The sequence below is a fragment of the Bacillus sp. KNSH39 genome, from assembly GCF_052656585.1.
The window spans coordinates 1,101,529-1,126,608 of record NZ_JBQXYO010000001.1; the positions used below are offsets into that span (position 1 = coordinate 1,101,529).

At 32.0% G+C, this 25,080-nt stretch carries 28 protein-coding genes and 3 pseudogenes; 9 read left to right on the forward strand and 22 right to left on the reverse strand.

Annotation, left to right across the window (positions count from 1 at the left end; translation table 11 throughout):
• Positions 1-78: 78 nt before the first annotated feature.
• From ACUL40_RS05475 to ACUL40_RS05490, 4 genes are all read right to left on the reverse strand, one after another.
• Complete coding sequence (locus ACUL40_RS05475) at positions 79-1,704, reverse strand: DnaJ family domain-containing protein (RefSeq protein WP_427260139.1); 1,626 nt, start codon at positions 1,702-1,704, stop codon at positions 79-81.
• An 89-nt stretch (positions 1,705-1,793) separates the two neighbouring features.
• On the reverse strand, positions 1,794-2,159 hold the full coding sequence (locus ACUL40_RS05480; RefSeq protein WP_000800305.1) for a hypothetical protein: 366 nt from the start codon (positions 2,157-2,159) through the stop codon (positions 1,794-1,796).
• 281 nt (positions 2,160-2,440) lie between these two features.
• On the reverse strand, positions 2,441-2,812 hold the full coding sequence (locus ACUL40_RS05485; protein WP_065212661.1) for a YxiJ-like family protein: 372 nt from the start codon (positions 2,810-2,812) through the stop codon (positions 2,441-2,443).
• Positions 2,813-2,824: 12 nt separating this feature from the next.
• Positions 2,825-3,676, reverse strand: coding sequence for a patatin-like phospholipase family protein (locus ACUL40_RS05490; protein WP_000789277.1), 852 nt, complete (start codon positions 3,674-3,676; stop codon positions 2,825-2,827).
• Positions 3,677-3,855: 179 nt separating this feature from the next.
• On the opposite strand from ACUL40_RS05490, the gene ACUL40_RS05495 reads away from it, so the two are divergent.
• Positions 3,856-4,233 carry a PH domain-containing protein gene (locus tag ACUL40_RS05495; protein ID WP_000522472.1) on the forward strand — a complete coding sequence of 126 codons (378 nt, stop codon included), beginning with the start codon at positions 3,856-3,858 and terminating at the stop codon, positions 4,231-4,233.
• Positions 4,234-4,353: 120 nt separating this feature from the next.
• Here the strand turns inward: ACUL40_RS05495 and ACUL40_RS05500 are convergent, their stop codons facing one another.
• The 5 genes from ACUL40_RS05500 to ACUL40_RS05520 all read right to left on the reverse strand — a co-directional run bounded on the left by ACUL40_RS05500 (position 4,354) and on the right by ACUL40_RS05520 (position 8,142).
• Entirely contained in the window at positions 4,354-4,827 is a 474-nt protein-coding gene (locus ACUL40_RS05500) for a GNAT family N-acetyltransferase (protein ID WP_000406647.1), read from the reverse strand.
• 1 nt (position 4,828) lies between these two features.
• Entirely contained in the window at positions 4,829-5,350 is a 522-nt protein-coding gene (locus ACUL40_RS05505; protein WP_000999070.1) for a YfiT family bacillithiol transferase, read from the reverse strand.
• A 16-nt stretch (positions 5,351-5,366) separates the two neighbouring features.
• A complete protein-coding gene (locus tag ACUL40_RS05510; protein WP_000409241.1) occupies positions 5,367-5,894 on the reverse strand; it encodes a GNAT family N-acetyltransferase in 528 nt (175 codons plus the stop codon).
• 66 nt (positions 5,895-5,960) lie between these two features.
• Positions 5,961-7,280 (reverse strand): FAD-dependent monooxygenase, encoded by a 1,320-nt coding sequence (locus ACUL40_RS05515; protein WP_320480590.1) that lies wholly within the window; start codon positions 7,278-7,280, stop codon positions 5,961-5,963.
• Positions 7,281-7,362: 82 nt separating this feature from the next.
• A complete protein-coding gene (locus tag ACUL40_RS05520) occupies positions 7,363-8,142 on the reverse strand; it encodes an undecaprenyl-diphosphate phosphatase (RefSeq protein ID WP_427260138.1) in 780 nt (259 codons plus the stop codon).
• Positions 8,143-8,274: 132 nt separating this feature from the next.
• Here ACUL40_RS05520 and ACUL40_RS05525 point away from each other — a divergent pair.
• Positions 8,275-8,482: pseudogene (locus tag ACUL40_RS05525) on the forward strand (hypothetical protein).
• A 57-nt stretch (positions 8,483-8,539) separates the two neighbouring features.
• Here the strand turns inward: ACUL40_RS05525 and ACUL40_RS05530 are convergent.
• From ACUL40_RS05530 to ACUL40_RS05540, 3 genes and pseudogenes are all read right to left on the reverse strand, one after another.
• On the reverse strand, positions 8,540-8,920 hold the full coding sequence (locus ACUL40_RS05530) for a nucleotide excision repair endonuclease (RefSeq protein WP_001048941.1): 381 nt from the start codon (positions 8,918-8,920) through the stop codon (positions 8,540-8,542).
• A 77-nt stretch (positions 8,921-8,997) separates the two neighbouring features.
• The gene (locus ACUL40_RS05535) at positions 8,998-9,561 is read right to left on the reverse strand and encodes a GNAT family N-acetyltransferase (protein WP_427260137.1); all 564 of its coding nucleotides are present in this window, start codon (positions 9,559-9,561) and stop codon (positions 8,998-9,000) included.
• 199 nt (positions 9,562-9,760) lie between these two features.
• Positions 9,761-11,191: pseudogene (locus ACUL40_RS05540) on the reverse strand (PQQ-dependent sugar dehydrogenase).
• 135 nt (positions 11,192-11,326) lie between these two features.
• Between ACUL40_RS05540 and ACUL40_RS05545 the strand changes: the two are divergent.
• Together ACUL40_RS05545 and ACUL40_RS05550 are read left to right on the forward strand one after the other, a co-directional pair.
• A complete protein-coding gene (locus ACUL40_RS05545) occupies positions 11,327-11,584 on the forward strand; it encodes a hypothetical protein (protein ID WP_000587698.1) in 258 nt (85 codons plus the stop codon).
• A 91-nt stretch (positions 11,585-11,675) separates the two neighbouring features.
• Positions 11,676-11,858, forward strand: coding sequence for a hypothetical protein (locus ACUL40_RS05550; protein WP_427260136.1), 183 nt, complete (start codon positions 11,676-11,678; stop codon positions 11,856-11,858).
• A 186-nt stretch (positions 11,859-12,044) separates the two neighbouring features.
• On the opposite strand, the gene ACUL40_RS05555 is transcribed toward ACUL40_RS05550, so the two are convergent.
• The 4 genes from ACUL40_RS05555 to ACUL40_RS05570 form a co-directional block, all read right to left on the reverse strand.
• Positions 12,045-12,713 (reverse strand): serine/threonine protein kinase, encoded by a 669-nt coding sequence (locus ACUL40_RS05555; protein ID WP_002041240.1) that lies wholly within the window; start codon positions 12,711-12,713, stop codon positions 12,045-12,047.
• Between the two features lie 349 nt (positions 12,714-13,062).
• Positions 13,063-13,503: an NUDIX hydrolase gene (locus tag ACUL40_RS05560; protein WP_025709433.1), complete on the reverse strand. Its 441-nt coding sequence runs from the start codon at positions 13,501-13,503 to the stop codon at positions 13,063-13,065.
• A 216-nt stretch (positions 13,504-13,719) separates the two neighbouring features.
• Complete coding sequence (locus ACUL40_RS05565; protein WP_000844380.1) at positions 13,720-14,835, reverse strand: NAD(P)/FAD-dependent oxidoreductase; 1,116 nt, start codon at positions 14,833-14,835, stop codon at positions 13,720-13,722.
• Between the two features lie 126 nt (positions 14,836-14,961).
• Positions 14,962-15,615 carry a YdeI/OmpD-associated family protein gene (locus ACUL40_RS05570; protein WP_000110844.1) on the reverse strand — a complete coding sequence of 218 codons (654 nt, stop codon included), beginning with the start codon at positions 15,613-15,615 and terminating at the stop codon, positions 14,962-14,964.
• A gap of 143 nt (positions 15,616-15,758) precedes the next feature.
• Here ACUL40_RS05570 and ACUL40_RS05575 point away from each other — a divergent pair, with 143 nt between their 5' ends.
• Positions 15,759-15,941: a hypothetical protein gene (locus ACUL40_RS05575; RefSeq protein ID WP_001147158.1), complete on the forward strand. Its 183-nt coding sequence runs from the start codon at positions 15,759-15,761 to the stop codon at positions 15,939-15,941.
• 20 nt (positions 15,942-15,961) lie between these two features.
• Here ACUL40_RS05575 and ACUL40_RS05580 read toward each other — a convergent pair whose 3' ends face one another.
• The 4 genes from ACUL40_RS05580 to ACUL40_RS05595 form a co-directional block, all read right to left on the reverse strand.
• Positions 15,962-16,729, reverse strand: coding sequence for an arylamine N-acetyltransferase family protein (locus ACUL40_RS05580; RefSeq protein WP_427260135.1), 768 nt, complete (start codon positions 16,727-16,729; stop codon positions 15,962-15,964).
• Positions 16,730-16,906: 177 nt separating this feature from the next.
• On the reverse strand, positions 16,907-17,410 hold the full coding sequence (locus ACUL40_RS05585; RefSeq protein WP_001058863.1) for a MepB family protein: 504 nt from the start codon (positions 17,408-17,410) through the stop codon (positions 16,907-16,909).
• Positions 17,411-17,518: 108 nt separating this feature from the next.
• Positions 17,519-17,887, reverse strand: a complete 369-nt coding sequence (locus ACUL40_RS05590; RefSeq protein WP_000403464.1) for a DUF4180 domain-containing protein — start codon at positions 17,885-17,887, stop codon at positions 17,519-17,521.
• A gap of 185 nt (positions 17,888-18,072) precedes the next feature.
• Entirely contained in the window at positions 18,073-18,765 is a 693-nt protein-coding gene (locus tag ACUL40_RS05595) for an HAD family hydrolase (RefSeq protein WP_000540709.1), read from the reverse strand.
• 447 nt (positions 18,766-19,212) lie between these two features.
• On the opposite strand from ACUL40_RS05595, the gene ACUL40_RS05600 reads away from it, so the two are divergent.
• From ACUL40_RS05600 to ACUL40_RS05615, 4 genes and pseudogenes are all read left to right on the forward strand, one after another.
• Complete coding sequence (locus tag ACUL40_RS05600) at positions 19,213-19,878, forward strand: response regulator transcription factor (RefSeq protein WP_000800727.1); 666 nt, start codon at positions 19,213-19,215, stop codon at positions 19,876-19,878.
• A gap of 13 nt (positions 19,879-19,891) precedes the next feature.
• Positions 19,892-21,343: a sensor histidine kinase gene (locus ACUL40_RS05605; protein WP_053080921.1), complete on the forward strand. Its 1,452-nt coding sequence runs from the start codon at positions 19,892-19,894 to the stop codon at positions 21,341-21,343.
• Between the two features lie 326 nt (positions 21,344-21,669).
• Positions 21,670-22,206, forward strand: a pseudogene (locus tag ACUL40_RS05610) (DinB family protein).
• Between the two features lie 201 nt (positions 22,207-22,407).
• Complete coding sequence (locus ACUL40_RS05615; protein ID WP_000273232.1) at positions 22,408-22,590, forward strand: hypothetical protein; 183 nt, start codon at positions 22,408-22,410, stop codon at positions 22,588-22,590.
• Between the two features lie 292 nt (positions 22,591-22,882).
• On the opposite strand, the gene ACUL40_RS05620 is transcribed toward ACUL40_RS05615, so the two are convergent.
• Both ACUL40_RS05620 and ACUL40_RS05625 read right to left on the reverse strand, forming a co-directional pair.
• On the reverse strand, positions 22,883-23,560 hold the full coding sequence (locus tag ACUL40_RS05620; RefSeq protein ID WP_000447852.1) for an ABC transporter ATP-binding protein: 678 nt from the start codon (positions 23,558-23,560) through the stop codon (positions 22,883-22,885).
• A gap of 11 nt (positions 23,561-23,571) precedes the next feature.
• Positions 23,572-24,999, reverse strand: a complete 1,428-nt coding sequence (locus ACUL40_RS05625; protein ID WP_427260134.1) for an ABC transporter permease — start codon at positions 24,997-24,999, stop codon at positions 23,572-23,574.
• Between the last annotated feature and the right edge of the window lie 81 nt (positions 25,000-25,080).

Here is a 25,080-nt window from a genome sequence, read left to right on the forward strand (position 1 = left end):
TATATTTGCCTCCTTTTAGTAATGAATTGAAAATGCCTAACTTAATTATATAGTAAGCGATAGCTTAATTGAAAATCGTTAAAAATCCATTTTCACCCTCATTTTTTGCGCGCTTGGTGGACAAAGTAGATTATGTTCTAATACCTTTTTATTAATAGTTCGAATTAAATCCGCTGCTTCTGCAGTATTTGTATTTTCTTTTAGCTTTTCTTTTAAATCATCAATTTCTTTTGAAAGCTCAATCCACCTAGGTAAAACGTGATTATTTGCTAAAGTTCTATAAAGTTGCTTTTCAGGATTGTACGAAAGATCTTTATCAAGATTAAGAGGTTTCCCTTTACCAGGTAAATGATCAAAAGCTCCTTTCTGTTCTGCTTGTTTAACGATAGAACTAATATGATCCTCATACGTATAAGACCAAACTTTCTCATCTTTTACTAAAATCTCTTGTTTTTTTAGTTTTTTATCTAGTTCTTCTTGATTCATAGATTCTCTCTCCTTTTTATTTTCTAATGTCGTTTTTGTAAATTCTAATGCCCTTAATCCATCGAATAGCTTTTCTCGCCACCATACGCTATCATGTCCACCTTGAAACTCTTCGTAAGTGGTTTGGTATTTCTTTGCTTCTAAAGCTTTATATAGCCGTCTATTAGCCGTTAAAAGAGGTTCGTTTTCGAGTTCGCCTACTGCTATGTAAGAATGTAGATGAGTCGCATTAGAATTTATTGATGAAATTTGATTTTCAATCCAAGGAATTGTATTTTCATAATTATCCTTTTTCCAATGTACGGATCCAGACATTGACAACACATTTCCGAAAATATGTGGATTTTGAAGTGCTGCATAAAAAGCTGCTAAGCCACCAAGACTGAAACCAGCAATTGTTGTATGATTCTTTTCTTGATAAACGTGATACTTAGCTTGAATCCACGGAAGTAATTCCTTCGTTAAAAATGCATTCATTTTATCGTTATAAGTTAGCTCTTCTAATCGATCGACAGGATCTATAGCAACAGCAATGCAAGATGGGATTTCTTTTTCGTAAATTAAATAATTAAGTGTTTTTTCAATTGAAAGGCTCTGAATGAATGAATTCCCATCAAATACAATGAGAAGTTCTTGAAGATGTGGAGTGTGAGAATAATCATGAGGCGTATAAATATGAATTTTACGTGTGTTATTTAAAATCGAACTATGAAAAGAATATGTTTCAATTCTCCCAGATGGATAATGATTTGAAGGGAAACGACTGCTATACTGCATGTCCATACTTATTTTTAACACAGACGCTTTATTGGTACCTTCTCCAAATGTATTTTTATTAAATGGGTCTAATCGATACTGTTCACTACGCTTTATCCAATTATTTTCGAAAAAATCATTTACTGTAAAATAATAAGTTGAAATAAAACTCTTATTTGTTCTAAACGTAACATACCAAATATCTGTCTGTAACAATCGTTGTAATTGATTTACAGACAAATCCCAACCAGGAAAACTACCGAATACATAAACGTTTTCAGTGTTTTGATCCCCTAACCATATATACGTTATAAGCTTATACTGATTATCTGCAGGGCATTGTTCTATTAGTGGCGTGTGATTTGACTTTATTTCATGCAAAAAAGTATAAAGAGCTTTTTCGTTTCCATTCTTTAATTGATTTTTAAGCTTCTCTAACTTAGGACTGATTATTGTAGTCACCTCTCTTCTTCCTTTGTAGTATTCTATATGTAGTTTTTTTCATTAGAATCCCTATATAAAAGTAGTCGTAAGTTATTTGTTTAGCGAAGTTATTTATTAGAAAAATAATCAATTGCCTGAATAGAAAGTTCTAATGATTTTATTCTTCTTTCTAAAAGCGTTCTTTGAGGACTCCCAAGCTTTGACTTAACGTAAATCTTTTCAATTGATGGAAGCAAACCAATTAGAACATTACGAGCTTCTGCTAAATCTTCCTGAGTATAATGATGAGTTTCTTGCTTCCAAACACTTTCTAACATAGCTAAGCCGATACTAGCTGCTTTGAGTCTTTTTTTCACTAAAGTAGTATTTGATCCTTTTTGAGTCATCTGTGATAAGGCATTTTCAAGTTTACTAATTGTTGACTGTAAAGATTTTATTGATTCTACTTTATCTATATTTGATACGTTTTTCATGTTAATGTTATCCCTTCTACGTTGCTAACTTGTTTTGTTTAATGTTTAATGAAATCCTTAAAAGCTTGATTTCACTCGAAATATTTTAACATAAATAACTAACTGTATTCGAGTTGGACAATAACTTAAAGTAAAACAGCTATTCCTCTCTCCTCCCCTGTAGCATTCTATTATATGTACTTCTTTCTTCTCATTAGAATTCCTATATAAACTAGTTGTTAATATTGAATGTTTTATGAACAAAAAAACGTACAAGTAATGTAACCTGTACGTTTTCGCTTTTATTCAGTAAGGTAATAAAGTAATAGCTTCCTGGTCTTCTCATAACTTATGAAATCTCTATACAAAATAGGATAATTCACAATTTCTGTTTCTAGAAAACGATATTGCGGAAACCACTCGAAAAACGATTTTCTTAACCACTTTATTTGTTGAAACGTAATGTTCTGTTCGTTTCCATTTAGTACAGAATTTAAAGTAGCTGCTGTATGCATCCAATAATGATTAAAATCAGCGTTTATACAGTCATCTTCGGTAAACTCACTTTTTAAGTTTAGCTGCATTTTTGCTGTAGCACGATAAGGAAACGATTTGTGCAGTGGACTATGCATTCTCTGCAATTCATTAAAAATCACCTTTTTACCTAATAGCAACTTTCCACCCCTTTATTTCTCTATCCAATTTAATAAGTTTTCATAATGATATTGAGCATCGATATACCCAAGATTATATAGATTAACGAGCTTTTCCTTATTTCTTTCTATTCCGCTTATAGGAAGCTGTACACTTGGTTGAATTACATAAAAATTATCTTTTTGTTCTTCTCGATTCATATAAGATATCGTCTCATTATAAAAACGATAATGGTCTACTAAATTCTCTGCGATTTTCGGATATTTTCTATATAAAATTTTAGCCAGGCCTGAAAATTTATTTCGCTGCTTCTCATATCCTTCTGGCTTTGTCATAATGACAACGTTCTTTTCATAACCATCCTTTTGGGCTTTTAAAACTGGTATAGGGTCTATAATCCCTCCATCTAATAATTTTCGATTATTATATTCTACAGCAGGTGCTATAAACGGTACAGAGCTTGAGGCGCGAATGATTTTTAAAATATCATTTCCGTGTTCTGCTTTATTATAATAAATGGCTTGTCCTGATTCGCAATCAGTCGTCCCTATGACAAACTGTTCATTACATTTTAAGAAAGTTTGAAAATCAAATGGTACAATTTTATTAGGTACTTCATCAAATAAAAAATCCATTCCGAATAATTCACGTTTTCGAATTAAGTTTCGATAAGATATATACCTGTAATCTGATACTAGCTCTGTATTTACTTTCTTATTTCTACCTTTTTGACGTGACAAATAGGTTGCTCCCATACAGGCTCCAGCTGATACGCCGACTACATACGGAAAGAATAAGTTCTTTTCCATGAAATATTCGAGTACACCTGCAGTATATAAACCTTTCATTCCTCCACCCTCTAATACTAAACCAATATTCTTCATGCTATATCCCTCTGCTTCTTTTTTCTTAATTTCATATTAGCATAAGATTTTAAGATGAAGTTTTATAAACTAATTACAACAATAACCAGAAACTACTAAAGTAATGTCATAATATCTTTGTGAGTAACATGTTACAATATAAGTAATTCATTCCACATATATTAAAGGAGGAATTTAATATGGGTTTATTTAGCGGTATTTTAGGAAATGCATCAAATACGAGTTCTGAAAGTGTAGAACGTGATTTAGAGAAGATTATGCTAGACGATGAAAAAGTAGAGCATGCTTATAAATTAATTCGTGATCTAATCGTATTTACAAATCGTCGTCTTATTTTAGTAGATAAACAAGGAGTAACTGGCAAAAAAACAGAATACCATTCTATTCCTTATAAAAGTATTACACAATATAGCATCGAAACGGCTGGGCATTTTGATTTAGATGCAGAACTTAAAATTTGGGTGTCTAGTATGGAGGATCCAATTACGAAAGAATTTAAAGGTGACGATAGTATTTTAAGCATTCAAAAAGCGTTAGTAACCTTTACGACCAAGTAGTGATTTTTGTATTTTTATTCATTTTTAAAATTACTAACCCGAGTATTTCGGAAGAACATACATTATTTTTGTATATTTAATCTAAAATAACATAAAAAGGTAAAGCGTATTTTATATGCTTTACCTTTCTTTTTTGTAATAAATAAGTGTAGTTTTATCATTTAATTTCTTTATTACTTCTGTTCTTTTATACCCCATTTTCTCGTATAGAAAACAATTTCTTTCTTCTTCTAAAATCGTAGCAAGTTCAAAGCTTCGTGCTTCTGGAAACATCTCTTCAATTAAAATAAGTACCTTCTGAGCAATTCCTTTCCCTTGATAGACTGGATGAATAAACATTGGACTGATCCAAAATTTATAAGGTAGTTCTTTTTGGGATATACATATCGCCCCAACAAGTTTCGAATCTATTATCATCTTATAAAAATTACTGCTGGGATTATTTATTCTAAATATAGTTTTTTCAATAGGTTCATTTGCTGGGTTTGTTTCGTAATCTTTATATTTATGTAATAAAGGGTTAAATGAGTCTATTTGCATTTGAAATAAATCTGTTGCATCACTTTCTGTCGCCTTCTCTAATGTAATCTCCATGTTACCAATTTAGTCGCTTTCTTAATGAAGTTATATGAGCTGTATGATGCCGTCCGTGCCATGCGTATAGTCCTATTGCAACAGCAAGTTTTGTTTCACCAGTTTCAGGATGGTTAAATGTCTTTTCTAAATCTTCAATTTCTAGAGAATATAAAAGGTTAACCCATCTTTTATGTAATGAATCTAGCATTACTAGTGAAACATCTACCGGTAATTTTGAATCAGGTAACTCTGCCCACTTCTCTTCTTTATACGGCTTAATAGTTGGATTCTTTTCTGTCAGTGCTAATTTAAAGCGTATGTAGCTATTCATATGGCTATCAACAACGTGATGAACAACTTGACGGACAGTCCACCCTCCAACGCGATATGGTGTATCTAACTGCTTCTGATCTAAATCTTTAATTGCCTTCGTTAGTTCATTAGGTAAATCTTCAATTTCTTGAATCCATGTATCAATCATTTCTTCAGTTATAGGACGTTTGTATGTAAATTGGCCAATTGGATAACGTAAATCATTCATGAATAAGTCCTCCTTATTATAAGCGCGAAGTATTTCTCCAAATATAGTGTACAAACTTCACATGTTCTCCATGTAATTCTACAGATGTTATATCTGATTCGTTTTGGTAAGAAGAAAATCCGCTTTTTTCTAGTACAATTTGTGATGCGAGATTATTAGTCGTTGTTTTAGCATGAACTTCAGTAATTTCATTATTTTTCGCTACATCTAAAATTAATTTTACGGCTGCTGTTGCAACTCCTTTTTTAGTAAATTTTTCTCCGACCCGATACCCGAGCGAACTAATTCGAGTTTCCGTATCTATATCTACTAAATTAATTCGCCCTACAATTTCTTTTTCTTCATTACGAATTAAATAAAAATAAGAATCTCCATCTGCTTGTTCTATTAATAAATCGTCTAGTAGTTTTTGGAAATATTCAAATTCAAAATATTTTGAGCCACGATTTGGTACCATTGTTTCAAAAAAAGATTTATTCGTAAGTTCAAACGTAAATAAATCCTTAGCATCTTGTTTCTTTAGTTGCTCTATGTATATTTCCATCCCGTATTCTCCTTCTAGATTTACTAACTGTTATACATTCTTTTTTAATCAATTATATTCCTGCTATTACTTTCGATTAAGTAATACAGATAGTAGCACTTTCGGATGAAAAAGATGAAATGGACTACGAATTAAATTCATAACTCGTACTAACCGAATATAAACATCAGAATTACTTGCGGATAGTCGATATATTTGTTTCGTATACCATAGCTGAAATTTTTGTTTTGTAGTTAATTCTCTCTTTAGTTGCGGATGACGTGATATTTCCGTTGTTGTCATATCCCATGGGGTTTCTATTATAGTAGCTGCCTTTTTATAAAATTGTTGTGTAAATGTTTTATCAAGTTGTTTTCTACCTTGCAGAAGTAATTGCAACTGGTGAGCCTCCATAGCAGCAACTGATACGCCTTGGCCGAAAACGGGATCAAACCGACATTGCGCATCTCCAACAACTAATAAGCCTTCTGGTACATTATTCACTAAATCAAATCGCCGGCGTACTTGATAGGGAATTTTGTATGTCTTTATATCAGTAATTCCCTCAGCCTTGTTTAGGAAGTCTGTAACATTAGAAATTGATAGGTTTTCAGCAAAATCATAAAACTCATCATCTGTTTGTGGTGCTTTCTCGTTTGCGTATCCACTGAAAGTAACAAAATAACGATTATCTTCTATCGTTTGAATAAGGACGCCATAAGGGTTATCAGGGAAACTCGGAGACATTAACATATTACAACAGTCTAATTTCTCATTTTCTTTAAGTTTGAACATTTTCGTTGCGTAAAATAAATCAATACGAACTTTCTCTTCTTGTACTTCAATTTCGTATTCTCGTAACCACTCTATACTTTTTGAGCCAAATCCACTCGCATCAACTACAAGGTCTGCATGAACTTCTTCTTGTATGTCTGTCTCTAAATATTTAACTTTTACTCCACACACTTTGTTAAGCTTTTCATCTACCAATAACCCTTTAACCAATGTTTCATATTTAATAGTAATATTTGAAATTTGATGTATTCGTTTTTGAATATGCCATTCTAGTAAAGGACGACTTTGTTGAATCATATGTACTTCCCCTATGAACGGTTGTTTCCATAGACCGAATTGATGCCATTTCAAATCACGTGTAAAGTTGTTTATAATACTACCCGCTTCTATTAATTCATTCGTAATAGTAGGAAACAATTCTTCAATTGCTTTTTCTCCACCTTTTAATAACACGTGAGGATGATTACTTTGTGGAACTCTTTTTCTTGAAGCTTTTCCATCCCATTTTTCACCGACTTCTAAAATGATTACTTCTTTAAAAAAAGTTGATAATGCTTTTGCTGCAAACTTTCCTGCCATACTTCCACCAATAACGATAGCCTTATTAAACATATTTTCCCCCTTAATAAAAAGAGATCCTGCCTTGTATGAATGAAACAGGATCTTAAACTAATTAACTTCTTTATCATTATACTTAAAATACATCAGTAAATTGCAAAGTTAAAATTAAAATACCTAATCCCCATACGTAATACGCGAATACTTTTAAGGAGTGACGTTTTAAATATTGAATCATCCATGAAACGGCTATGTATCCAAAAAACGCTGCTGATAACGTTCCGACAATTAAAGATGTACTAGAAATAGATTCTGCTTTCCCTTGAAAAACGTCTACAAATTGCAAAATGATAGCTCCAACAATGGCTGGTGTCGAAAGTAAAAAAGAAAAGTAAGCAGCTGTTTCACGATCTAATTTTCTCCATAATGCAGCGACAATTGTCATTCCAGAACGAGAAATGGCTGGAAAAATAGCAGCAGCTTGAAATGAACCGATAATTAATGCGTCTTTATATGTTATGTCATCCATTTTTTTATGACCATTCTTTTGTTTATCTGCCATGTAGAGAAAGAATCCGGTCACTAAAAACTCCCAACCGATCGTGATTCCTGTTTTTGAAATATCTTCAAAGAAGTCTTTAAACAATAAACCAATAACAACTGCGGGTATTGTCCCAACGATAAGTAATAACATGAGCTTTGAAAATGGGTTTTTAATTAAATATATAAATTCTTTTTTGTAATAAATAAAAACCGCAAGTAAAGTCCCAATATGCAGCATCGTATCTAAAAATAAGCCAGCCTCATCTAATCGGAACAAATGCCTTCCTAAATAAAGATGTCCGGTACTACTGATTGGTAAAAATTCTGTTAAACCTTGAATTATACCTAGTATGAAAGCTTCTAACCAATTCATGATGGTCTCCTTTCTCTTTTGCTTGTACCAATATATGAGGGTTAAATTTTCGATATGAAAAAAACTATATTTCTCTATGAATTTACTTTTCATTTATGGATATATATGTAAAGAGGGTTAAGGAGGGTTATTATGTGGAAGCACACAAAATTCGGTAATGTATTACTTTGGGTGGGCCCTATCCTTGTATTTTTAGGACTATGTATGACAAATGTTATTTCAGATATTCCTTTCTTTGAGGGAAAACATAAAACGGTTGGTATTGTACTTATATTTATAGGTGTAATCTGTTTTGTTGCTGCTAATCATTTGAAAAAAAGGAGAAAGATATGAAGAATAAATCTAAATAAAAAACAATCCTGGCATATTAGCTAGGATTGCTTTTTATTAATGTTGATTATTTGTAAAATACTTTATCAACGTTATATTTCGCTTTGTATTCATTAATGATATATGTTTCGTAAATTTCTCTTTCTGTTGGATCTTCTACGATACATGCATCAATGCGGTATACTTCATCACGGTGATTTTTAATTGGTGAAACATTATCTTCAAAATGCTTCTTAATACGTTGTCTAATTTTACGAGCTTTACCTACGAAAAGAAGTTCGTCATTAATATTGTAAAACATAAAAATGCCGCCTTTATCTCTAGGGAACAAGTGGAAATCGATAAATCCATTAATTGGAGTAATGATTGGCTCGTCTCCTTTAATAACTTGTTTACGTTCAGTAATTGAAACATCAGCTTCAGGAATATTAATTTTAATCAAGTTCATTCACGTCCTCTTTTATTATAAAGATAAATAATAGCATACATAAGTAAGAAAAGCTATGTTCAGAGGCATATTTCATTTTATAATTCAAATATTATAGGTGTATCATGTAAACTTTTCTTCCAAATCATATGATCGCTGGATTCTCCCCAGTAATCTTTCAATACATAGCTAGGTTTTCCAAACTTTTTCGTCCATATACTTTGCGCATTTTTATATCCACTATCTAAACAATATTCTGTTATCCCTCTGCTAAGTAATGTAAGAAACATTGTATGTAGTAATAAACTCCCTATTCCCTTTCTCTGATACTCCGGAAGTATGAATACAGTTCCTATTTCATACAAATTTTTAAGTACACCACCTGTACAACTATTAATCAATGTACTTGCTGGACCGATTTCGATTGTTCCAATGATTTTATCGTTACTTGTAGCAATTGCTAATAAAAAGTAACGACCTTCTCCGTTACTATCAAAATCACTTTTCAAATACTGCTTTTTTGAGTTAATTTCATTTTCTATGTCATCCAATGATTGTGACAATCCTTCATTTTTGTATGTATTCGTAATAACGATACGGAAAAATAAATATAGTTCATCTACATCATTCAAATTCGGTCTTCTAACTGCAACGTTAGTCATGAATTCAATCTCCAATCCTCATTATGCCATTGTCAATACAACACTTTATATAATCTATTCATACACTAGTGGTTTATGAGCTGCTTTCTACTTGTTATGAATTACTATATAATAAAAGAAAAGGCTTTTAGGGGGATAAATTGTGCGTTTTGAAACAAAATAAATTCCTTGGATTATTAAACTACGAGTGTGTATCGTATCAGGGAATAATTTCAAAAATGGTACCTTTATTAAAATCAGTTACTTTCATAGAACCGTAAACTCCTAAATATAATTTAGTTTGATTCAAATTTGTTCCTAAACTCATATAATAAGCTGCTTGCGTACCAAAATCATAATTGGTTTCAATAGCATGAAAGTCAGCATGTTTACCGTCTGTACCTGCTCTAGTATAGGCTAAAACACCCTTAATTGGAGACTGAGATTCTCCTTTCTTGGCAAGGTCAGTAAAAACAACACTACCTGTTAAATTTGGAATTGCATTTCCCATATATGGCTGAACTCCTGTAAGTGAAGTTCCTCCAAACTTATCTGTTCTAGAATCTTTATGAAAATAACTAAGTAGAGGCAGAATACGCTTCACTGAAGTTTGTATTGTTTCATCATAATAAACTATTGTTCTCTCATCCAAAGTCTGATTCTCAGAACAATGTCGTATAAAAGAAGTAGGTAAATCCCCTTCCCATCCTCGCCACCCAAAATTGATAACCCCATCTTGATTGGGAGTTAACCTCATAAAATGCATTTGAACAAGTTCTGTAACCAATATAGGTTTATATTGAATAAATGAAAAAATAGACTCTACAATATCTTGTCCGACATTTCCGGCGTATTTGATATATTGATTATAAAACCTTTGAAATGAAATGCCGGTTATATTACGTACTCCTTTTGCAATTACTGTAAGTGTTTCTTGTATAGATAAAGGGAGTTCATTAAAGCGTGTAACTACAGGAGGGTTATTTATAAATGTATTTTTACTTACATCGATTTCAATTATTTTACCTGCTATTTCTAAATCATCTTGGCTTAAATTAAATGGATCATAACCTGATCCGCCATCTCCATTTGTAAAAACAAGTTTTCCAGTCTCAGGTGAAAAGTTTAAACTATTGACTCCGTTATGATTAAAAAATGGTCTTCTTACATTCAGTAATGTTCGTCGCTTTTGAGCTTGACCATTAGATTGTAAAGTCCATTCTTATACTGTATCAATGTGATCATATTGCGTATTTCTATTAACCCACTTTAAATTTAACGTTTTAGGGTCACAAGGATTCGGTTTAAATTGCTCAGAAAATGCACCTGGTCCTTGAGTTCCAGCTACTGAATAATGAAGATAAAATAACCCATTTTGATAAAATTGTGGATGGAACGCAAGTCCAAGCAATCCGCGTTCATCATAACCGCTACTAGAAACACCTTCTTCAAATGTACCTAATTTAATAATTAGGTGACGAATATCTAAAAATATCTTTATAACTCCATTCCCTATGTAAAAAATCTCTCCTAATTGGGTTGCGATAAATAGTCTTTCGGTCGATTCGCCTGGAAGTATTGTTGTTTTCAATACGGTTGGTAAATTTATATTATGAACAATGGGTCGTAAACTAACTTTAACTTTTGTCAATTAACTGTACACCCCTTTTTCTTCTTTTTATAGAAGAATATGATTAGAGTAGTTCTGTTAGTATCAAATAAGTCGCATTCCTTTTTATTACAATTTTGTATATAATATAATTATAAATAATATGGGGGACGAACTATGATAATCGTACTACAAATCATCTTACCACTAATTTTCGCAGTCTATTTATTTACCCTCTATCATAACGGGACGTATGGATCAGCTTCATTCATTTTAGCAGTCATGATAGGAATTTTCGGTTTAGAGAATATCTTTCAATATGCTAGTCTAACAAATCATGCTATTTATCCATATTGGGGCAGTTTGAAGGCTGTTGTTATCGTTTTATCAGTCGTATTTCTATTTAAAAAAGGTGGTTTAACAAGGAAATATTGATTTTTAATGCGTTACATATTTTCTTGTTAAATTGCTTTTATTTTATAAAAGCAGAAATATTTATGTAAAAACACGAAGGGATGTGTTACATATGTCTATAAATATTATTTCAATAGTATCTATCATAATATGGATTTTGTTAATTACAGAACTTATAAAACCTTCAAAAGAACAGAATGGACGAAAAATAGTAACTTTAGTAACTGCTGGTTCCGCATCAACACTTATTTTGACGGTTTCATTTATTCAAAATATCCCGTTTTGGAATCGATAGTGATATAACTAACAAAAATATGTATAAATAAAAAGATTAGGATTCACTCCTAATCTTTTTATTTTTTGAGGTAAAACCACATGCCCAGCAAGCTAAGGTCTTGGAGTAGCCCCTAAACAAAATTTGAAATTTTTCTAAAGTTATTTATGTGAATTTAACTCGTTTTCAGGAACATATGTGGTCCTTTTACAATTTGAATTTCTTTTTAAGCTTCTTATATTTTCTATACGAACGTCTAACAATGTTTAACATAAAATACGGTACTTTAATAGGGAAAGGCAATTTATATATGAAAGGAAAATAAAAGGTGAAATATGCCTTTTCTAGGTCTCTCCACTTACTATCTTCTTTTGTTTTTAAGAAATCAGATACATCGACTACATATCCCCTTCCTTTTTCCATCATCACATTTTTCCCGTGAACATCACAAGGAGTTAACCCTTGTTCCCTCGCATACTCTAAAGCCTCATTAATATCAAGTATTACTTGCTTAGGAATTTTAATCCCCTTATGAATAGCATCGTATAAGGTAATTTCTTTTAAACGTTTCAATACTATGAAATTTTCTCCTTTATATATAAGCTTTGAATAAGAAGGATGATTTCCAATTCTTCGGTATACTTCTGACTCTTTTTCAATTCCTTCTCCTTCTCGCACGTAAACTTTCACTACCCAATCTTTGTATTCTTTGTGCATGAATACTGCGGCATAATTACCTGTTCCTAAACACTTCCAAAGTCTAGGAATATCTTTAACTACTACAGGCTCGAATTCATCCTCACTTCTGATACTTACCTCTTTTAATAATTCGTCATTTATCAATCCCACAAAACTATTTATACTCATCATTCCCACTCCGGTTTTGCTAAAAGGGGGCCCACCCACATTTTAACGAAAATATACACTAAGCGAATTTTAGCATAAAACGAGTCATCTTTCTTCCTAAAATAAAAAGCTAACTCATTTTATTTAAACTGTTGAATACTTAATATTTATTCCGTTATTCATAGCCAAAAACCGTACGATATAAAAATATTTCTAACTATTTTCATTTTTTCAGAGGCAAGTGTATAGGGCTTTTCTTAGTGCAAGTTCTGTTCGTTCATTACCCATGCCAAATCTATAAAACATTGTTTAGAAGTGTAGCAAGGGTTTGTTAATGGTTCAATTCTTCTTCCACAACTATTTTTGTTAGCAAAAACTTTTATTGTTTTAATAGTCTTTTGTTTAATTCCCACAATGCTGTTTTGTTGCTATCCCATTTCAAAAACGTTACTGTTTCCTCAAAGCATAACCATTTATAATTGAAGTGTTCTTTAGATAATGATATGTTTTTTGTAGGGACTTTAACTCCAAAAGAAAATTCTTTTATTACATAAACCTCTTCTCCCCAAAGGAATCCTCCAACTACATCTTCTACTGATAGTGAAGACACAGAATCTAATTGTATATATGGACATTCTCTTGTAATACGAGCCTCTTCAAACGCTTCCCGTTTTGCTGATTCAATAGGAATCTCACCGTCTTCTCCGCCACCAGCTATTCCTTGCCAATAACCATAATCACTTCGGTTAAAAATGGCATATTGAATAGAATCGGCAGTTTTTATATAAGGAAATATCAATACTTGATATGGCGCTCTCATTACTTAACCTCCTCTCGAAAATAAGTTTTAAATCAATATGAATAAAGAGCCGCCATCACAATTCTACATTATTAATGCAGGTTTATAATGTCGGCCCTCTATTTTTAAATAATTTTATTTTTCATAAACAGGCTTACTCTTAACAGAGGAAAAACTACTTATTCTCTGTCGAATTTGTTTAGCATGGTTTTTCATAAATGTTAGCAGTACTCCATATTATTCAATTGCGCCAGCAACGTCATAATCATTTAAATCTAATTCAATCGGTTGTCCGAGCGCTAGTTTAGCAAGTTCCGCTCCTAAGTATGGACCAGCTGTTAAACCCGAAGCCCCTAATCCATTCGCAACGAGAATTCCTTCAAATTTAGGTAGTGGTCCGATAACAGGTAAGAATCCTGGTGTGAATGGTCTGAATCCAACTCTCGTTTCAAGCATTGTAGCATTTTCTAAGCCAGGTGCAACTGCTAATGCCTTATGGAATACTTCATGTAAACCACCTGCTGTTACACGATGATCGAAACCAGTATCATTCTCATGTGTTGCACCAATTACGACATGACCATTGTCAAACGTTAAAATATATTGATCGTTTGGTGGCATAACAACTGGCATATTTTCTGTTGCTGTATTTTCAATTTGCAGATGAACAATTTGTCCTTTTTGGAATGTAACTAAGAAATTAATTCCTAACGGTTTCAAGATTTCATTCGCCCATGCGCCTGCAGTTACAATAACCTTTTCCGCTAAAATTGTTTCATCGTTTACTGTAACTCCCGTAATATGATTTCCTTCACGGACTAATATAGCATCGCCTTTTATGAAAGTTGCACCATGTTTTTTCGCAGCACTTATTAATGCATTGCGTAATAATCTTCCATTTACTCGTGCAGCACCACTAATATGAACAGAACTATATTCGTCTGATAATGCTGGGAATAATTTTTTTGTTTCTTCAGCTGATAAGCGAGTTATTTCACCAATCTCCGGGGCATCTTCACGTCGTTTATAAGCTCGCTCTTCCATTTGATCTAACTTTTTCTCGTCAGTATGTAAACTAATTGCACCTACACGATTATATCCTGTGTCAGTTTCACCGTCTTCTTCTAATTGCTGAATTAACGAAGAATAGTAACGTGCACCGCCTTTAACGATTTTATACCATGCTTTATTACGGCGCTGTGATAGCCATGGACATACAATACCTGCTCCTGCATCGGTTGCTTGCCCTAATTGTTGGCGATCCACGATAGTAACATTCGCACCTGCCTTAGCAAGATGATAAGCAGTAGACGCTCCTAAAATTCCTGATCCAACTACAATATACGATTTCATTTCAAACACCTTTTCTCTTTTGCTAATTATATAAATATAAGAACATTCCTTAGTATAATGGAAGGAATGCTTTTTTCAATGTACTCATCACAATTAATTGTTGCAGCATTGTGACTTCTTTAATCATCATTTTTTCTTCTTACGGAATAATTCAATTGTTTTGTAGCCTTGTGAAAGGATTTCTATCATTTTCTCTAGACGTTTTTCACGTGTTTTTTCTTGTTTCACAGAAAAAAGATTACGTGCCCAATCTTTTTGGTATCCAGGCGTTAAACTTTGATAAAACTTAAGTTCATTCGGATGATTAGCTAATAATGCTTCAACATCTTTAATTCGATCTGCATAATCGGCAACACATTGACTCATAGCAGATGTTTTTGTTGTTTTTTTCTTTTCACGTTTTAAACCAACAACAGTAAAGACTTCATCCATACTTACCATTCGTGCAAATTTAATATCGCTTTCTCCCACATAACCATCTTCTCCAACGTTTAATGCCGGAAACATCTCATCACGGTGAATAAACGTACTATAACGAGCATTACCTTTTTTCGGATATGCGAAGAATACGTAACCTTTTTCAATTAGTAATTCTTCATTACTAATAATAAAATTCGTTTGTTTCACCATTTCATCAAGCGTTTCTACAAATATAAAGATAGCATCGTGTTCTTTTGAGAATGCAGTTTCTTTACCTGTAAAAATGTCATAATCACTTGGTTCGTTAATAACGACCATATTTGTATACTTATTAAGTTTCAATTTATCAATAACTGACATAATAATCTTCCTTTACATTCAAAATTCATTGTACATACTTGTTCGTACTGTTCTAGTGTATTATATGTATTAAGAAAATCAAACTTTAAATCGTATTATTCTGCTGCAAAAGAACATAATTCTTTACTAGATGGGGTGGTTTTATGCCATATGTAATCCGAGATGAAGGGCTAGTTTTACAAGGGGATGATGGAAAAGAACCAATTTTTCATACATATGAAGAAGCTGAGGAAACATTAAAAACATTAACTATACCGCAGTTTCCGAAACATATTAGAAGAAAACCATTTACACCAAAAATAATAAAGATAGCCGCTTCTGAATAAGAACCGGCTATCTTTATTATTCATAACTTAATAGCAAATAAAGTATATAAAAACTCTTTATATTGATCTTCTGTAATTTCACGCTTAGTTTTTTCCCCATGAATAATTTCGGTTAAACTTGTATTCGTTAATGAAATATGGCCAGAGTTCGTCAACTTTACTGCAATTGGTCCTTTATTAAAAATAGACTTCTCATCTTCTATCACTCTTCTTTGAACATCATTTACTACTATCTCATCAATAATATGTTTATAAAAAGCATGACAAACTTTCCATTCTCCAGTAGCATCTATTCTTTCTAAAACATAATTTCCTTTATTCGTATCTTTCCGTCTCACCCGGTACGAACCATTTTTTGAAGAAACCGACTCGCCAGTAAAAGGTACAGGAACAAGAGGTACTAACGAAGCTATACCTACATCAATTAAATACTGTACATTATCATAAGTTAAAATAATTGTTATATGGCCATCCTCAAGTGCCCATGCATTTATATCGTTTTTATAAACCGTACCTAATGCCAGTTGTACATCATAGCCACAGTCTCTTAAGAAATAGTAAAAAAGAGTATTTAATTCGTAGCAAAGTCCACCACGGGAACTAGTTAAAATTTTCTCTCGTAAGTTTTCCAGAGAGATTTGATTCGTATTTCGTGCTATAACATCTAAATTCTCAAATGGTATAGTATGCGCAAACGAAAAGAGTATGGTAGGTAATTCTTCAAACGTTACATCATTACGTTTTTTAAGATTTAATCTTGTGAAAAGCTGATCTTGTAAACTTGTCATATTTAGCACCCCTTAAAAATTTATAGGTTTAAATAATATATGCTGATTGTAAATTTTAAGGGGCACTGTAACAATGTACATTTCATTTAACTGTACCGGTACAAAAATTACGATTCACATAGGAGGTGTCATTACACATGTTTTTTGTAATCACTTCTTTTTGGGGCAAATCAAAAGCTACGAATATAAATTTAATAGTTTATCTATAGGCAAATTATTACTATCACTTAAATCAACAAAATATTGAAGTTGCCACGTTTGGCTCTTTTTAGCTTGATTACTAACAGTGGTATCCCAAACAGGATAAATTCTCATTGCCATTTTCCCTGTTTGACTTTGTGTTCTCAATATTTTTTCTTTAAGAAGAATCTCTTTAGGAAAAATAAATTGCCCTAGTTTATTATCAGCAATACAAGTGATTACTAATAAATCAGGAGCAGCTTCATAAGAGAAAGCTCTATTTCGCATATTTTCATCTTTCTCCCAAAAAGAAACAAATTGACCAATTTTATTAGGTGTAACTTTTGATTTTCTAAAACGAATGGTTTTGTTATTTAAGTGGAATAAACATCCGGCATATTCTGCGTTTTGCTTTTCTTCTTTTAGATTCGTAATCATTAAGTTGTTAGGTTTGTAAACTATATTATTTAAATTTTGGATTATATTATTAAAATTGTTCAAAAAAACTCCCCCTTTATTCATCTCTTAGTTTACCACAAACATCAGTTCTTCTATATCGTATATAATTATGAACTAAGTGAAATGGGGGAATTTAGCAGGATATAATTATTACTTTAATGTACTTAGTTTTTCAATTGCTTGTTGTTCAGTTGCTAAGTAAAAAATGTCATTTCCTTTATTACATTCATAAATAAAATCTTTTAAGCTTTTACTAGTATACATAGAGAAATCTCCAACAATAGCAATCTTTACCTTGTAGTTTATAAACTTTTGAAGGATATCGCCCGCAAGCCGTGTTTTTAGGTCAAAGAAATCTTCACTTATTAAAGATTTATGGATAATAATATGTTTCGCATCTACCTCATATTGAACTGTTGCCATAGTATCTAATGCAGACTGAACATCCGATATTAATACCTTATCGTTCCTAATGACCGCAATATTGATTCCATCGATTACTACTTTCTTTATTTCCATAGTCCTCCCCCTTTATAATTTACACAGTATGAGTAAAATTGTTTTACAAAACTTCGTATTAATCATAGTTTAAATTAGCCACAGCTATTAAAATGGCCTCTATTTTTTATTACTAATACGGTCAATGAAATTAATGATAGTTTCTCTTTTTTTGTATTTTTGAATATATATATATGGAATTACTTTTACTTGTTATAAAAATATTGTGGAGTAACATAACTTAACAAACTATCCAAAGTGTTAATCTCGGCATACGGTTGTATTTTGGTAGTATTCTTGATCTTCTGAGGGTTAAACCACACACCTTTTATATTTACATTTTGAGGACCAGCAATATCCTTTTCTAAGTCATCCCCAACAAATAAAGTATTTTCCGGTTGTAAATTTAACTTATTTAATGCTAGTTCGAATATACGTTTATCAGGTTTACTAAATCCCACTTCTTCAGAAATAATGATTGTTTCAAAATACCTATTTAAATTCGTGTTAAATATTTTAGCTTTTTGCCTCTGAGTTGAGCCATTTGTTATAATTCCAACTTTAAAGTGCTTCTTTATTTGATTTAAGAAATGAATAGTATTTTGGTCTATTGAAAAACATCTAGGGAAATTATTATTCCAAAAATCTTGGATGTAATTGCGTGGCAATCTATACTTCGGCGTGAATTCATCAAACAATGATTCTAAAACTGTCGTTTTATTACTTATGCCATATTCTCTTTTATCGTATTCTTTGAATTTCTGTAACATGTTGCTTTTAGCCGCACCATCTACATTTTCATAACACTTTTCTAAAACAATTAAAAATAATGCCTCTACTGCTTTATCCCTATCAAGTAATGTATCATCTAAATCAAACAGCATCGCTTTATAACCCATCAAATCATTTCACAACCTTTCTAGCATTATATAAATCTCTCCAAGTTTGTACCTTTAAACTTTTGGTTTAGCAAGAACATTGTTATGTAGTGATTAACGATTAAATAGAAACTAGATGAAAGAAATCCAAAGTTCTTGGCACACACTCTAGTATTACGGTAGCTTCTTCTATATTGAAATTCCTTTTCCTCTTTTGGTAAAGAAGCAAAAGTATATTTTCGCGAATTTTAAGAAACTACATACAATTCACGTTATTATACATTAGTTTTTCGTAAATATTAATCGTACATCAATTCATACGATAAGTTTTTTAAAACAATTATTTCTCCATAAAAAAGTAATATAGCTAATAATATTTTTTAGTAGTAAACGTCCTATGAAGTTTACTACTGTATCTCCACATAAACTCCAGATAGTACGGCTATAATGACTACCAGAGGTGATATTATGAAAAACTATCATATTCTCGTGGTAGAGGACGATCAAGAAATTCAGGAATTAATTAAACAATTTTTAATGACACAGCATTATACAGTGGTAGTCGCTTCAGATGGACTAGAGGGTATGACACAATTTAATAAGCAATCATTTGATTTAATTCTTCTAGATGTCATGATGCCCAATCTTAATGGGTTTGAAGTTTCTAAAATGATTCGAAGTCAGTCAAACGTACCAATTATTATGCTAACTGCGTTGGAAGAAGAGGAAGATCAAATGAAAGGATTCGACCTTGGGATCGATGATTATATAACAAAGCCCTTTTCATTTCATGTTTTGATTAGACGAGTCGAAGCTGTACTTAGAAGAAGTTATGATAAAAATGTAAATAATCATTTGATATTTAAAGAAGTGCGTATCGATGTGGATGCATATAGAGTATATGTAAATGACGTTGAAATTATATTAACGACAAAAGAGTTTGAAATTCTACAACTACTATTTCAAAATGAGAGAAAAGTACTTACAAGAGAAAATATCGTAGAGAAGGTTTGGGGGTACGATTATTTTGGAGAAACACGAATAATTGATACACATATTAAAAATCTACGTAAAAAATTAGCTATCCCTTATATTAAAACAATAAAGGGTATTGGTTATAAAATTGATGAATAGTATTGTGAAACTCATGAAGATGAAGCAAATTACTTACAAACTCTTTATGACTACATCTCTCATTTTGTTATCCTTTGCAGTATTGATTTATTTAACTTTATACTTCTTTCTCCCTACGTTTTATGAGCAATATAAAACAGATCAACTTCAAACAGGGATAAACGAAATCATTGATAAATCTAAAAATCTTACGTTTCAAGATGCGATACCACTTTTTGATGAATACGCAAAAAAAAATAATGCGATGCTTTATCTTCAAAATAAAGAAGGAGTAATTATTTACTCTCCTTCATTTTCTTTTATTCAAAGTGGTACGCAAAAAACAGTAGTTACTAAAGCAACACGATTCGAGAATGCAAGTACCCTTAGCAATTCATATAACGCTACGAAACCAATTCAATTTCAAGATGGTAGTTTAACGCTTGTAGTGTTTGCTACATTTCAACCGATTGATGAAGCTTCACAGGTTTTAGTACGCTTTCTCCCCTATATTAGTATCATTGTGCTCGTTATTGGTATAGGGAGTGCTTATTTTTATTCCAGGTTTATTACAAAGCCACTTATTTATATTAATGAAGGTGCACAAAAGATGGCAAATTTAGATTTCTCCGAAAAAATTGAGGTTCGTTCTACAGATGAGTTAGGAGAATTATCTAATAGTTTGAATGACATGTCTATTAACTTGCAACAAGCTATGTTTGATTTAAAAAAAGCAAATGAACAATTAAAAAATGATATTGAAAAAGAAAGAGAAATAGAAACAAAACGCAGAGAGTTTTTTGCGATTGTAGCACATGAATTAAAGTCCCCTCTTACTGTAATGAAAGGATACTTAGAAGGAATGATATACAATATTGGCCCTTATCAAAATCGCGATCAATATTTAAAGAAGAATCATCAAATTATTGAAAGTATGGAACAATTAGTTCGTGAAATTTTAAGCGTATCGAAATTAGAACAACACACCTTCAAACTAAAAGTAGAGAAAGTTAATCTTTCAAAATTAATAGGGACAATTACAAAAGATCTCGAATTTTTTGCTTCTCAAAAAAACATCGAAATAATAAAAGAAATTGATTTTGGCCTTGCTATTTATACAGATTGTGCCCTTTTAGAAAAAGCATGTAAAAATATTGTCCATAATGCGGTTATGTATTCACCACATAATGAAAAAGTCTATATAAAGTTAAGTGAGGATTCTAAACAAAGTCAAATCGAAATGCAAATTATAAATACAGGTGTCAATATTAAAGATGAAGATTTACAACAAATTTTCAAACCATTTTATCGAATTGAAAAATCAAGAAATCGAAATACTGGAGGAAGTGGTTTGGGGTTATATATTGTTAAACAAATTCTTGAAACGCTAGATATAAAGTATTCAATAAAAAATATGGAACATAGTGTGCAATTTCGCATGAGTATTCCATTATCTAAACACAAAAACAAACAAACTCTCCTTTAAATAGGACGAGTTTGTTTGTTTTTGTAGTAAATATAAACTTATTAACAGGTTTTTCACTTAATGGACAAATGCTGCTTCTTAAATGGCGATTATCATAAGTAGTGACAAACTGTATTCAATTTACATATTTATCTTCTACTATAACAGCAAAAACGAAATTCCGCTTAGCAGCAAATTAGATTCTCTTATTTGAGATGCATTTCATCTATGAAACTGAAAAGGAAGATGAAAAATGCATATTTCCCTCCATTTTTCAGATTAATTTAAAATTCTTTTATGGTAAGCTATATGTAAAGATTAAACATAAAACATAAAGGATGATTCGTATGCAAATAAGGCCACAAGTAAGTGAATATAACTCCTATTATGCAACGTATACCAACTTGGTATCAGACGGAAATATCATACATATTCTAGAACAACAAATGAAGGAAACGAATCTCTTATTAAAGGAAATTTCTAATAGTGAGGGACTTTTCCGGTATGCTCCTACTAAATGGAGTATAAAAGAAGTAATCGGTCATATAGCAGATACAGAACGGATTATGGCGTAGCGATTGCTATCAATCGCTCGAGGCGAGACAGCAGAACTTCCAGGCTATAATGATGATATGTATGTTCTTAGAGCTGCTTTTGATAAGCAATCAATGCAAGATCTTCTTGAGAATTTAATAGTTGTTCGCCAATCTACCCTGTATTTACTTAGAAGCTTAGATAAAGAAGCTTGGTCACAAAGAGGAAATGCGAATAATTCTGAAGTTACAGTTCGTGCATTAGCATACATCATTGCTGGTCATGAGCTTCATCATCTTCAAATTATAAAAGAACGTTACCTTGGTTCTGATTTATATCCAGCAACTTAACATTTGAAGAAAATAAGTCCTATTTATGTAGTGCTCTTTTTCGGTATTTATAACGGATTAGTGCTTAGAACTATGGCAATTAAATGCATTTATTTATAAAGTCCACCACATAATATATATGCTATCCCTTCTTATTCTGTACATAATTTTCTTTAGGCTGATATACTATAAACGCAATAGTTCTGGAAAGGTGATGATAGTATGTATGAACAACAAAATAATAGAGATAGAGATCAAAAAATGATGTTTTCTATGCAAGGAGTTCCCACAAATAAAATTAACATGCATCAATTACCTAAATGGATTAGAATTTTTGGCTACTGTGCGTTTGGTTGGATAATAGTATTTAGTTTAATTATGATTGTAGGTTTAATTCTGCAATAACTATACAGAGTAGGTAAACGGGACGATATTTAGGTCATACATCTAGGTAATGTCCCGTTTTTTATGTGTGATTATCCCATGATATAGGTAACCAATTATAATAAAAAGAACCTGTAGAATATCCTACAAGTTCTTTTTATTATATTATTAAAACGGGAACAACAAACTATTTTAACATTCAGTACAGGGAGACCATTTTGATTATGGCTTGATTTTATTATAAATCAAATATAAGCTTTTGAAAGGTCTGGATTTTGAAAATTATGTGAATTAAAAAGCTACGATGTTTATATTAGATTTCATTTACGACCAACTTCTTCTTACTTAAATACACTGCACGATCTGATTTTTTAGCAACCTCCTGTGAGTGCGTCACAACAATAATGCATTTATTCTCTTTATGTGCAAGTTCTTGAAATAGTTCTATTATATCCATTGCAGTTTCCTCGTCGAGGTTTCCTGTCGGCTCATCTGCAATTAGTAAATCAACATTACACGATAGTGCTCGAGCAATTGCTACACGCTGTTGTTGTCCACCGCTTAGTTGCAGGACGTTTCGTTTCGCTTCAGCTTCTGAGAGTCCTACCCTCTCTAATAATTCTAATGCTCTTGCTGTTTTATTTTGCACTTTAACACCTGTAATTTCCATTGCTGTTAAGACGTTTTGAAGAGCGGTCATATAGGTAATTAAGTTATAAGATTGGAAAATTACAGATACATTTTGATTACGGTATCGATCCAAACCAATTTTTCTAATATCTTTGCCATTATACAGTACATAACCATTTTTAGGGACATCCAGTCCACAACCTAAACTTAGAGTTGTGGTTTTACCAGATCCAGATGGTCCTAAAATCGTGTAGAAATGTCCTTTTTGAAAAGAAAAGTTAACATTATCTAGTATCGCTACATTTTTTCCATTACTTTCATAATAATAATCCAAATTTTTAAACTGTAAAATCGTCTCCATATCGATCCTCCTCATTCATCTTTTAAAAGAATTTGTTTTGGGTTTAAACGTAGAATAGATAATGCTGGAAGAAGCGTTGCTATTATAGCAATACCTAGTCCAATCCCCCCCATTTTCCCTACATCTTCTCCTGTTACACTTACATCAATTTTATCAATTGGATCTTCTTTTTGATTTTGTAGAGTACCACCAGGTCCAGCCATCATTACAGTACCATGTTGCGAGGTATCTATTTCTTCGCTCGCAGTAGCAATTTCATTCGAAAGTAAGTTATCCCCGATATATTGAGAAACTTTAGCTCCTGTTGTTATGGATAATCCAAATGCTAAAATAGCGACACACACTACTTCTACTACGAATTGCGCCATCAGTTTCCACTTTTTCTCTCCAATAGACAATAGAATTCCCATTTCTTTACGACGCCCTTTAATTGATAGCATAATGATTAATCCTAAAATGATCGCACCTGCAATCGATACAATATAAATGATCATTTGAGAAGTCGAAGAGATATTTTCAATAGGACCAATCATTTGCTTGTACAATGAATCATGCGCATCTAATTTATAATAATTAAAATCAATATTAGATTTTTTTGCTTCTTTTTTAAATGCATCAATATATTGTGGATCATTCAAGAAATACACGACTTGAACACTACTTATACCTTGGTCTACTTCTAATTTTTTCATAGTTGAATGCGGCATATATAGTTTATTAGCCGGATCCATAATAGGAGGAGCCTGTTGACCCATTGCTTGCTCATTTGTTTCGTAAATACCAATAATTTCAACCTCAAGGGTTTCCTTCTTATCCCCTGATTGCACTTTAACTTTGTCTCCTACTTTCAAATTGTTTAATTCCGCTAATCGTTTTTCCATTAAAGCTACATTCTGATTCTTCATTTGCTCTGTAATTGGTTTTCCATCAATGATTTTACTTTTTCCGTTTTTAAAGCTTTCTTGTAATGCAGTCTTGCGGACTCCCTCAATCATAAAAGAAGCATTCATATCTATTTCTGTACCAGAGCTTGAACCGCCTCGCACAGCCGCTATTCCCGCTTTACCTTTACCTTCTTCTCCTTCTGAAGCTCCTACTAGTTTAAGTCCATCAGAAATACCGAAAGTGTTAGCTATGTAATTATAGTCTTTTACATACTTGGACTTCGCTAATTGTTCTGTTTCTTTTGTATCGAGCTGCGGCGGACTTGGCATTTCTCCAGTTTCCTTAGCTTTTTGACCTAATTTGTCGAAATCAAGACCTAAAGTAACATCTGCACCAAGTTTTTTTCTCGCAGCATCCGCTGCTTTTTTTGACGCATTTTGGATTGTAAAACCTGAAAGAACCAAATTTGTAACAATCAGAAAAACTGCCATCAAAATTAATGATGTTCCTATCCTTTTTTTCATACTGAGAATTGCTCGTTTCATAAAATTCATTTTTTCTTACCTCCTTGATATCTTGTATTCTATATAGGTTATCTAGAGTTTATATGGAGCTAATCGGTAGTTTAACTAGAG

What these genes read in the sequence shown, in the direction of transcription:
- ACUL40_RS05480 (WP_000800305.1), bottom strand. Translation starts at nt 2,159, where the DNA reads ATGAAAAACGTATCAAATATAGATAAAGTAGAATCAATAAAATCTTTA.
- ACUL40_RS05490 (WP_000789277.1), bottom strand. Translation starts at nt 3,676, where the DNA reads ATGAAGAATATTGGTTTAGTATTAGAGGGTGGAGGAATGAAAGGTTTA.
- ACUL40_RS05495 (WP_000522472.1), top strand. Translation starts at nt 3,856, where the DNA reads ATGGGTTTATTTAGCGGTATTTTAGGAAATGCATCAAATACGAGTTCT.
- ACUL40_RS05500 (WP_000406647.1), bottom strand. Translation starts at nt 4,827, where the DNA reads ATGGAGATTACATTAGAGAAGGCGACAGAAAGTGATGCAACAGATTTA.
- ACUL40_RS05505 (WP_000999070.1), bottom strand. Translation starts at nt 5,350, where the DNA reads ATGAATGATTTACGTTATCCAATTGGCCAATTTACATACAAACGTCCT.
- ACUL40_RS05510 (WP_000409241.1), bottom strand. Translation starts at nt 5,894, where the DNA reads ATGGAAATATACATAGAGCAACTAAAGAAACAAGATGCTAAGGATTTA.
- ACUL40_RS05515 (WP_320480590.1), bottom strand. Translation starts at nt 7,280, where the DNA reads ATGTTTAATAAGGCTATCGTTATTGGTGGAAGTATGGCAGGAAAGTTT.
- ACUL40_RS05520 (WP_427260138.1), bottom strand. Translation starts at nt 8,142, where the DNA reads ATGAATTGGTTAGAAGCTTTCATACTAGGTATAATTCAAGGTTTAACA.
- ACUL40_RS05530 (WP_001048941.1), bottom strand. Translation starts at nt 8,920, where the DNA reads ATGAACTTGATTAAAATTAATATTCCTGAAGCTGATGTTTCAATTACT.
- ACUL40_RS05535 (WP_427260137.1), bottom strand. Translation starts at nt 9,561, where the DNA reads ATGACTAACGTTGCAGTTAGAAGACCGAATTTGAATGATGTAGATGAA.
- ACUL40_RS05545 (WP_000587698.1), top strand. Translation starts at nt 11,327, where the DNA reads ATGATAATCGTACTACAAATCATCTTACCACTAATTTTCGCAGTCTAT.
- ACUL40_RS05550 (WP_427260136.1), top strand. Translation starts at nt 11,676, where the DNA reads ATGTCTATAAATATTATTTCAATAGTATCTATCATAATATGGATTTTG.
- ACUL40_RS05560 (WP_025709433.1), bottom strand. Translation starts at nt 13,503, where the DNA reads ATGAGAGCGCCATATCAAGTATTGATATTTCCTTATATAAAAACTGCC.
- ACUL40_RS05565 (WP_000844380.1), bottom strand. Translation starts at nt 14,835, where the DNA reads ATGAAATCGTATATTGTAGTTGGATCAGGAATTTTAGGAGCGTCTACT.
- ACUL40_RS05570 (WP_000110844.1), bottom strand. Translation starts at nt 15,615, where the DNA reads ATGTCAGTTATTGATAAATTGAAACTTAATAAGTATACAAATATGGTC.
- ACUL40_RS05575 (WP_001147158.1), top strand. Translation starts at nt 15,759, where the DNA reads ATGCCATATGTAATCCGAGATGAAGGGCTAGTTTTACAAGGGGATGAT.
- ACUL40_RS05580 (WP_427260135.1), bottom strand. Translation starts at nt 16,729, where the DNA reads ATGACAAGTTTACAAGATCAGCTTTTCACAAGATTAAATCTTAAAAAA.
- ACUL40_RS05590 (WP_000403464.1), bottom strand. Translation starts at nt 17,887, where the DNA reads ATGGAAATAAAGAAAGTAGTAATCGATGGAATCAATATTGCGGTCATT.
- ACUL40_RS05595 (WP_000540709.1), bottom strand. Translation starts at nt 18,765, where the DNA reads ATGGGTTATAAAGCGATGCTGTTTGATTTAGATGATACATTACTTGAT.
- ACUL40_RS05600 (WP_000800727.1), top strand. Translation starts at nt 19,213, where the DNA reads ATGAAAAACTATCATATTCTCGTGGTAGAGGACGATCAAGAAATTCAG.
- ACUL40_RS05605 (WP_053080921.1), top strand. Translation starts at nt 19,892, where the DNA reads ATGAAGATGAAGCAAATTACTTACAAACTCTTTATGACTACATCTCTC.
- ACUL40_RS05615 (WP_000273232.1), top strand. Translation starts at nt 22,408, where the DNA reads ATGTATGAACAACAAAATAATAGAGATAGAGATCAAAAAATGATGTTT.
- ACUL40_RS05620 (WP_000447852.1), bottom strand. Translation starts at nt 23,560, where the DNA reads ATGGAGACGATTTTACAGTTTAAAAATTTGGATTATTATTATGAAAGT.
- ACUL40_RS05625 (WP_427260134.1), bottom strand. Translation starts at nt 24,999, where the DNA reads ATGAATTTTATGAAACGAGCAATTCTCAGTATGAAAAAAAGGATAGGA.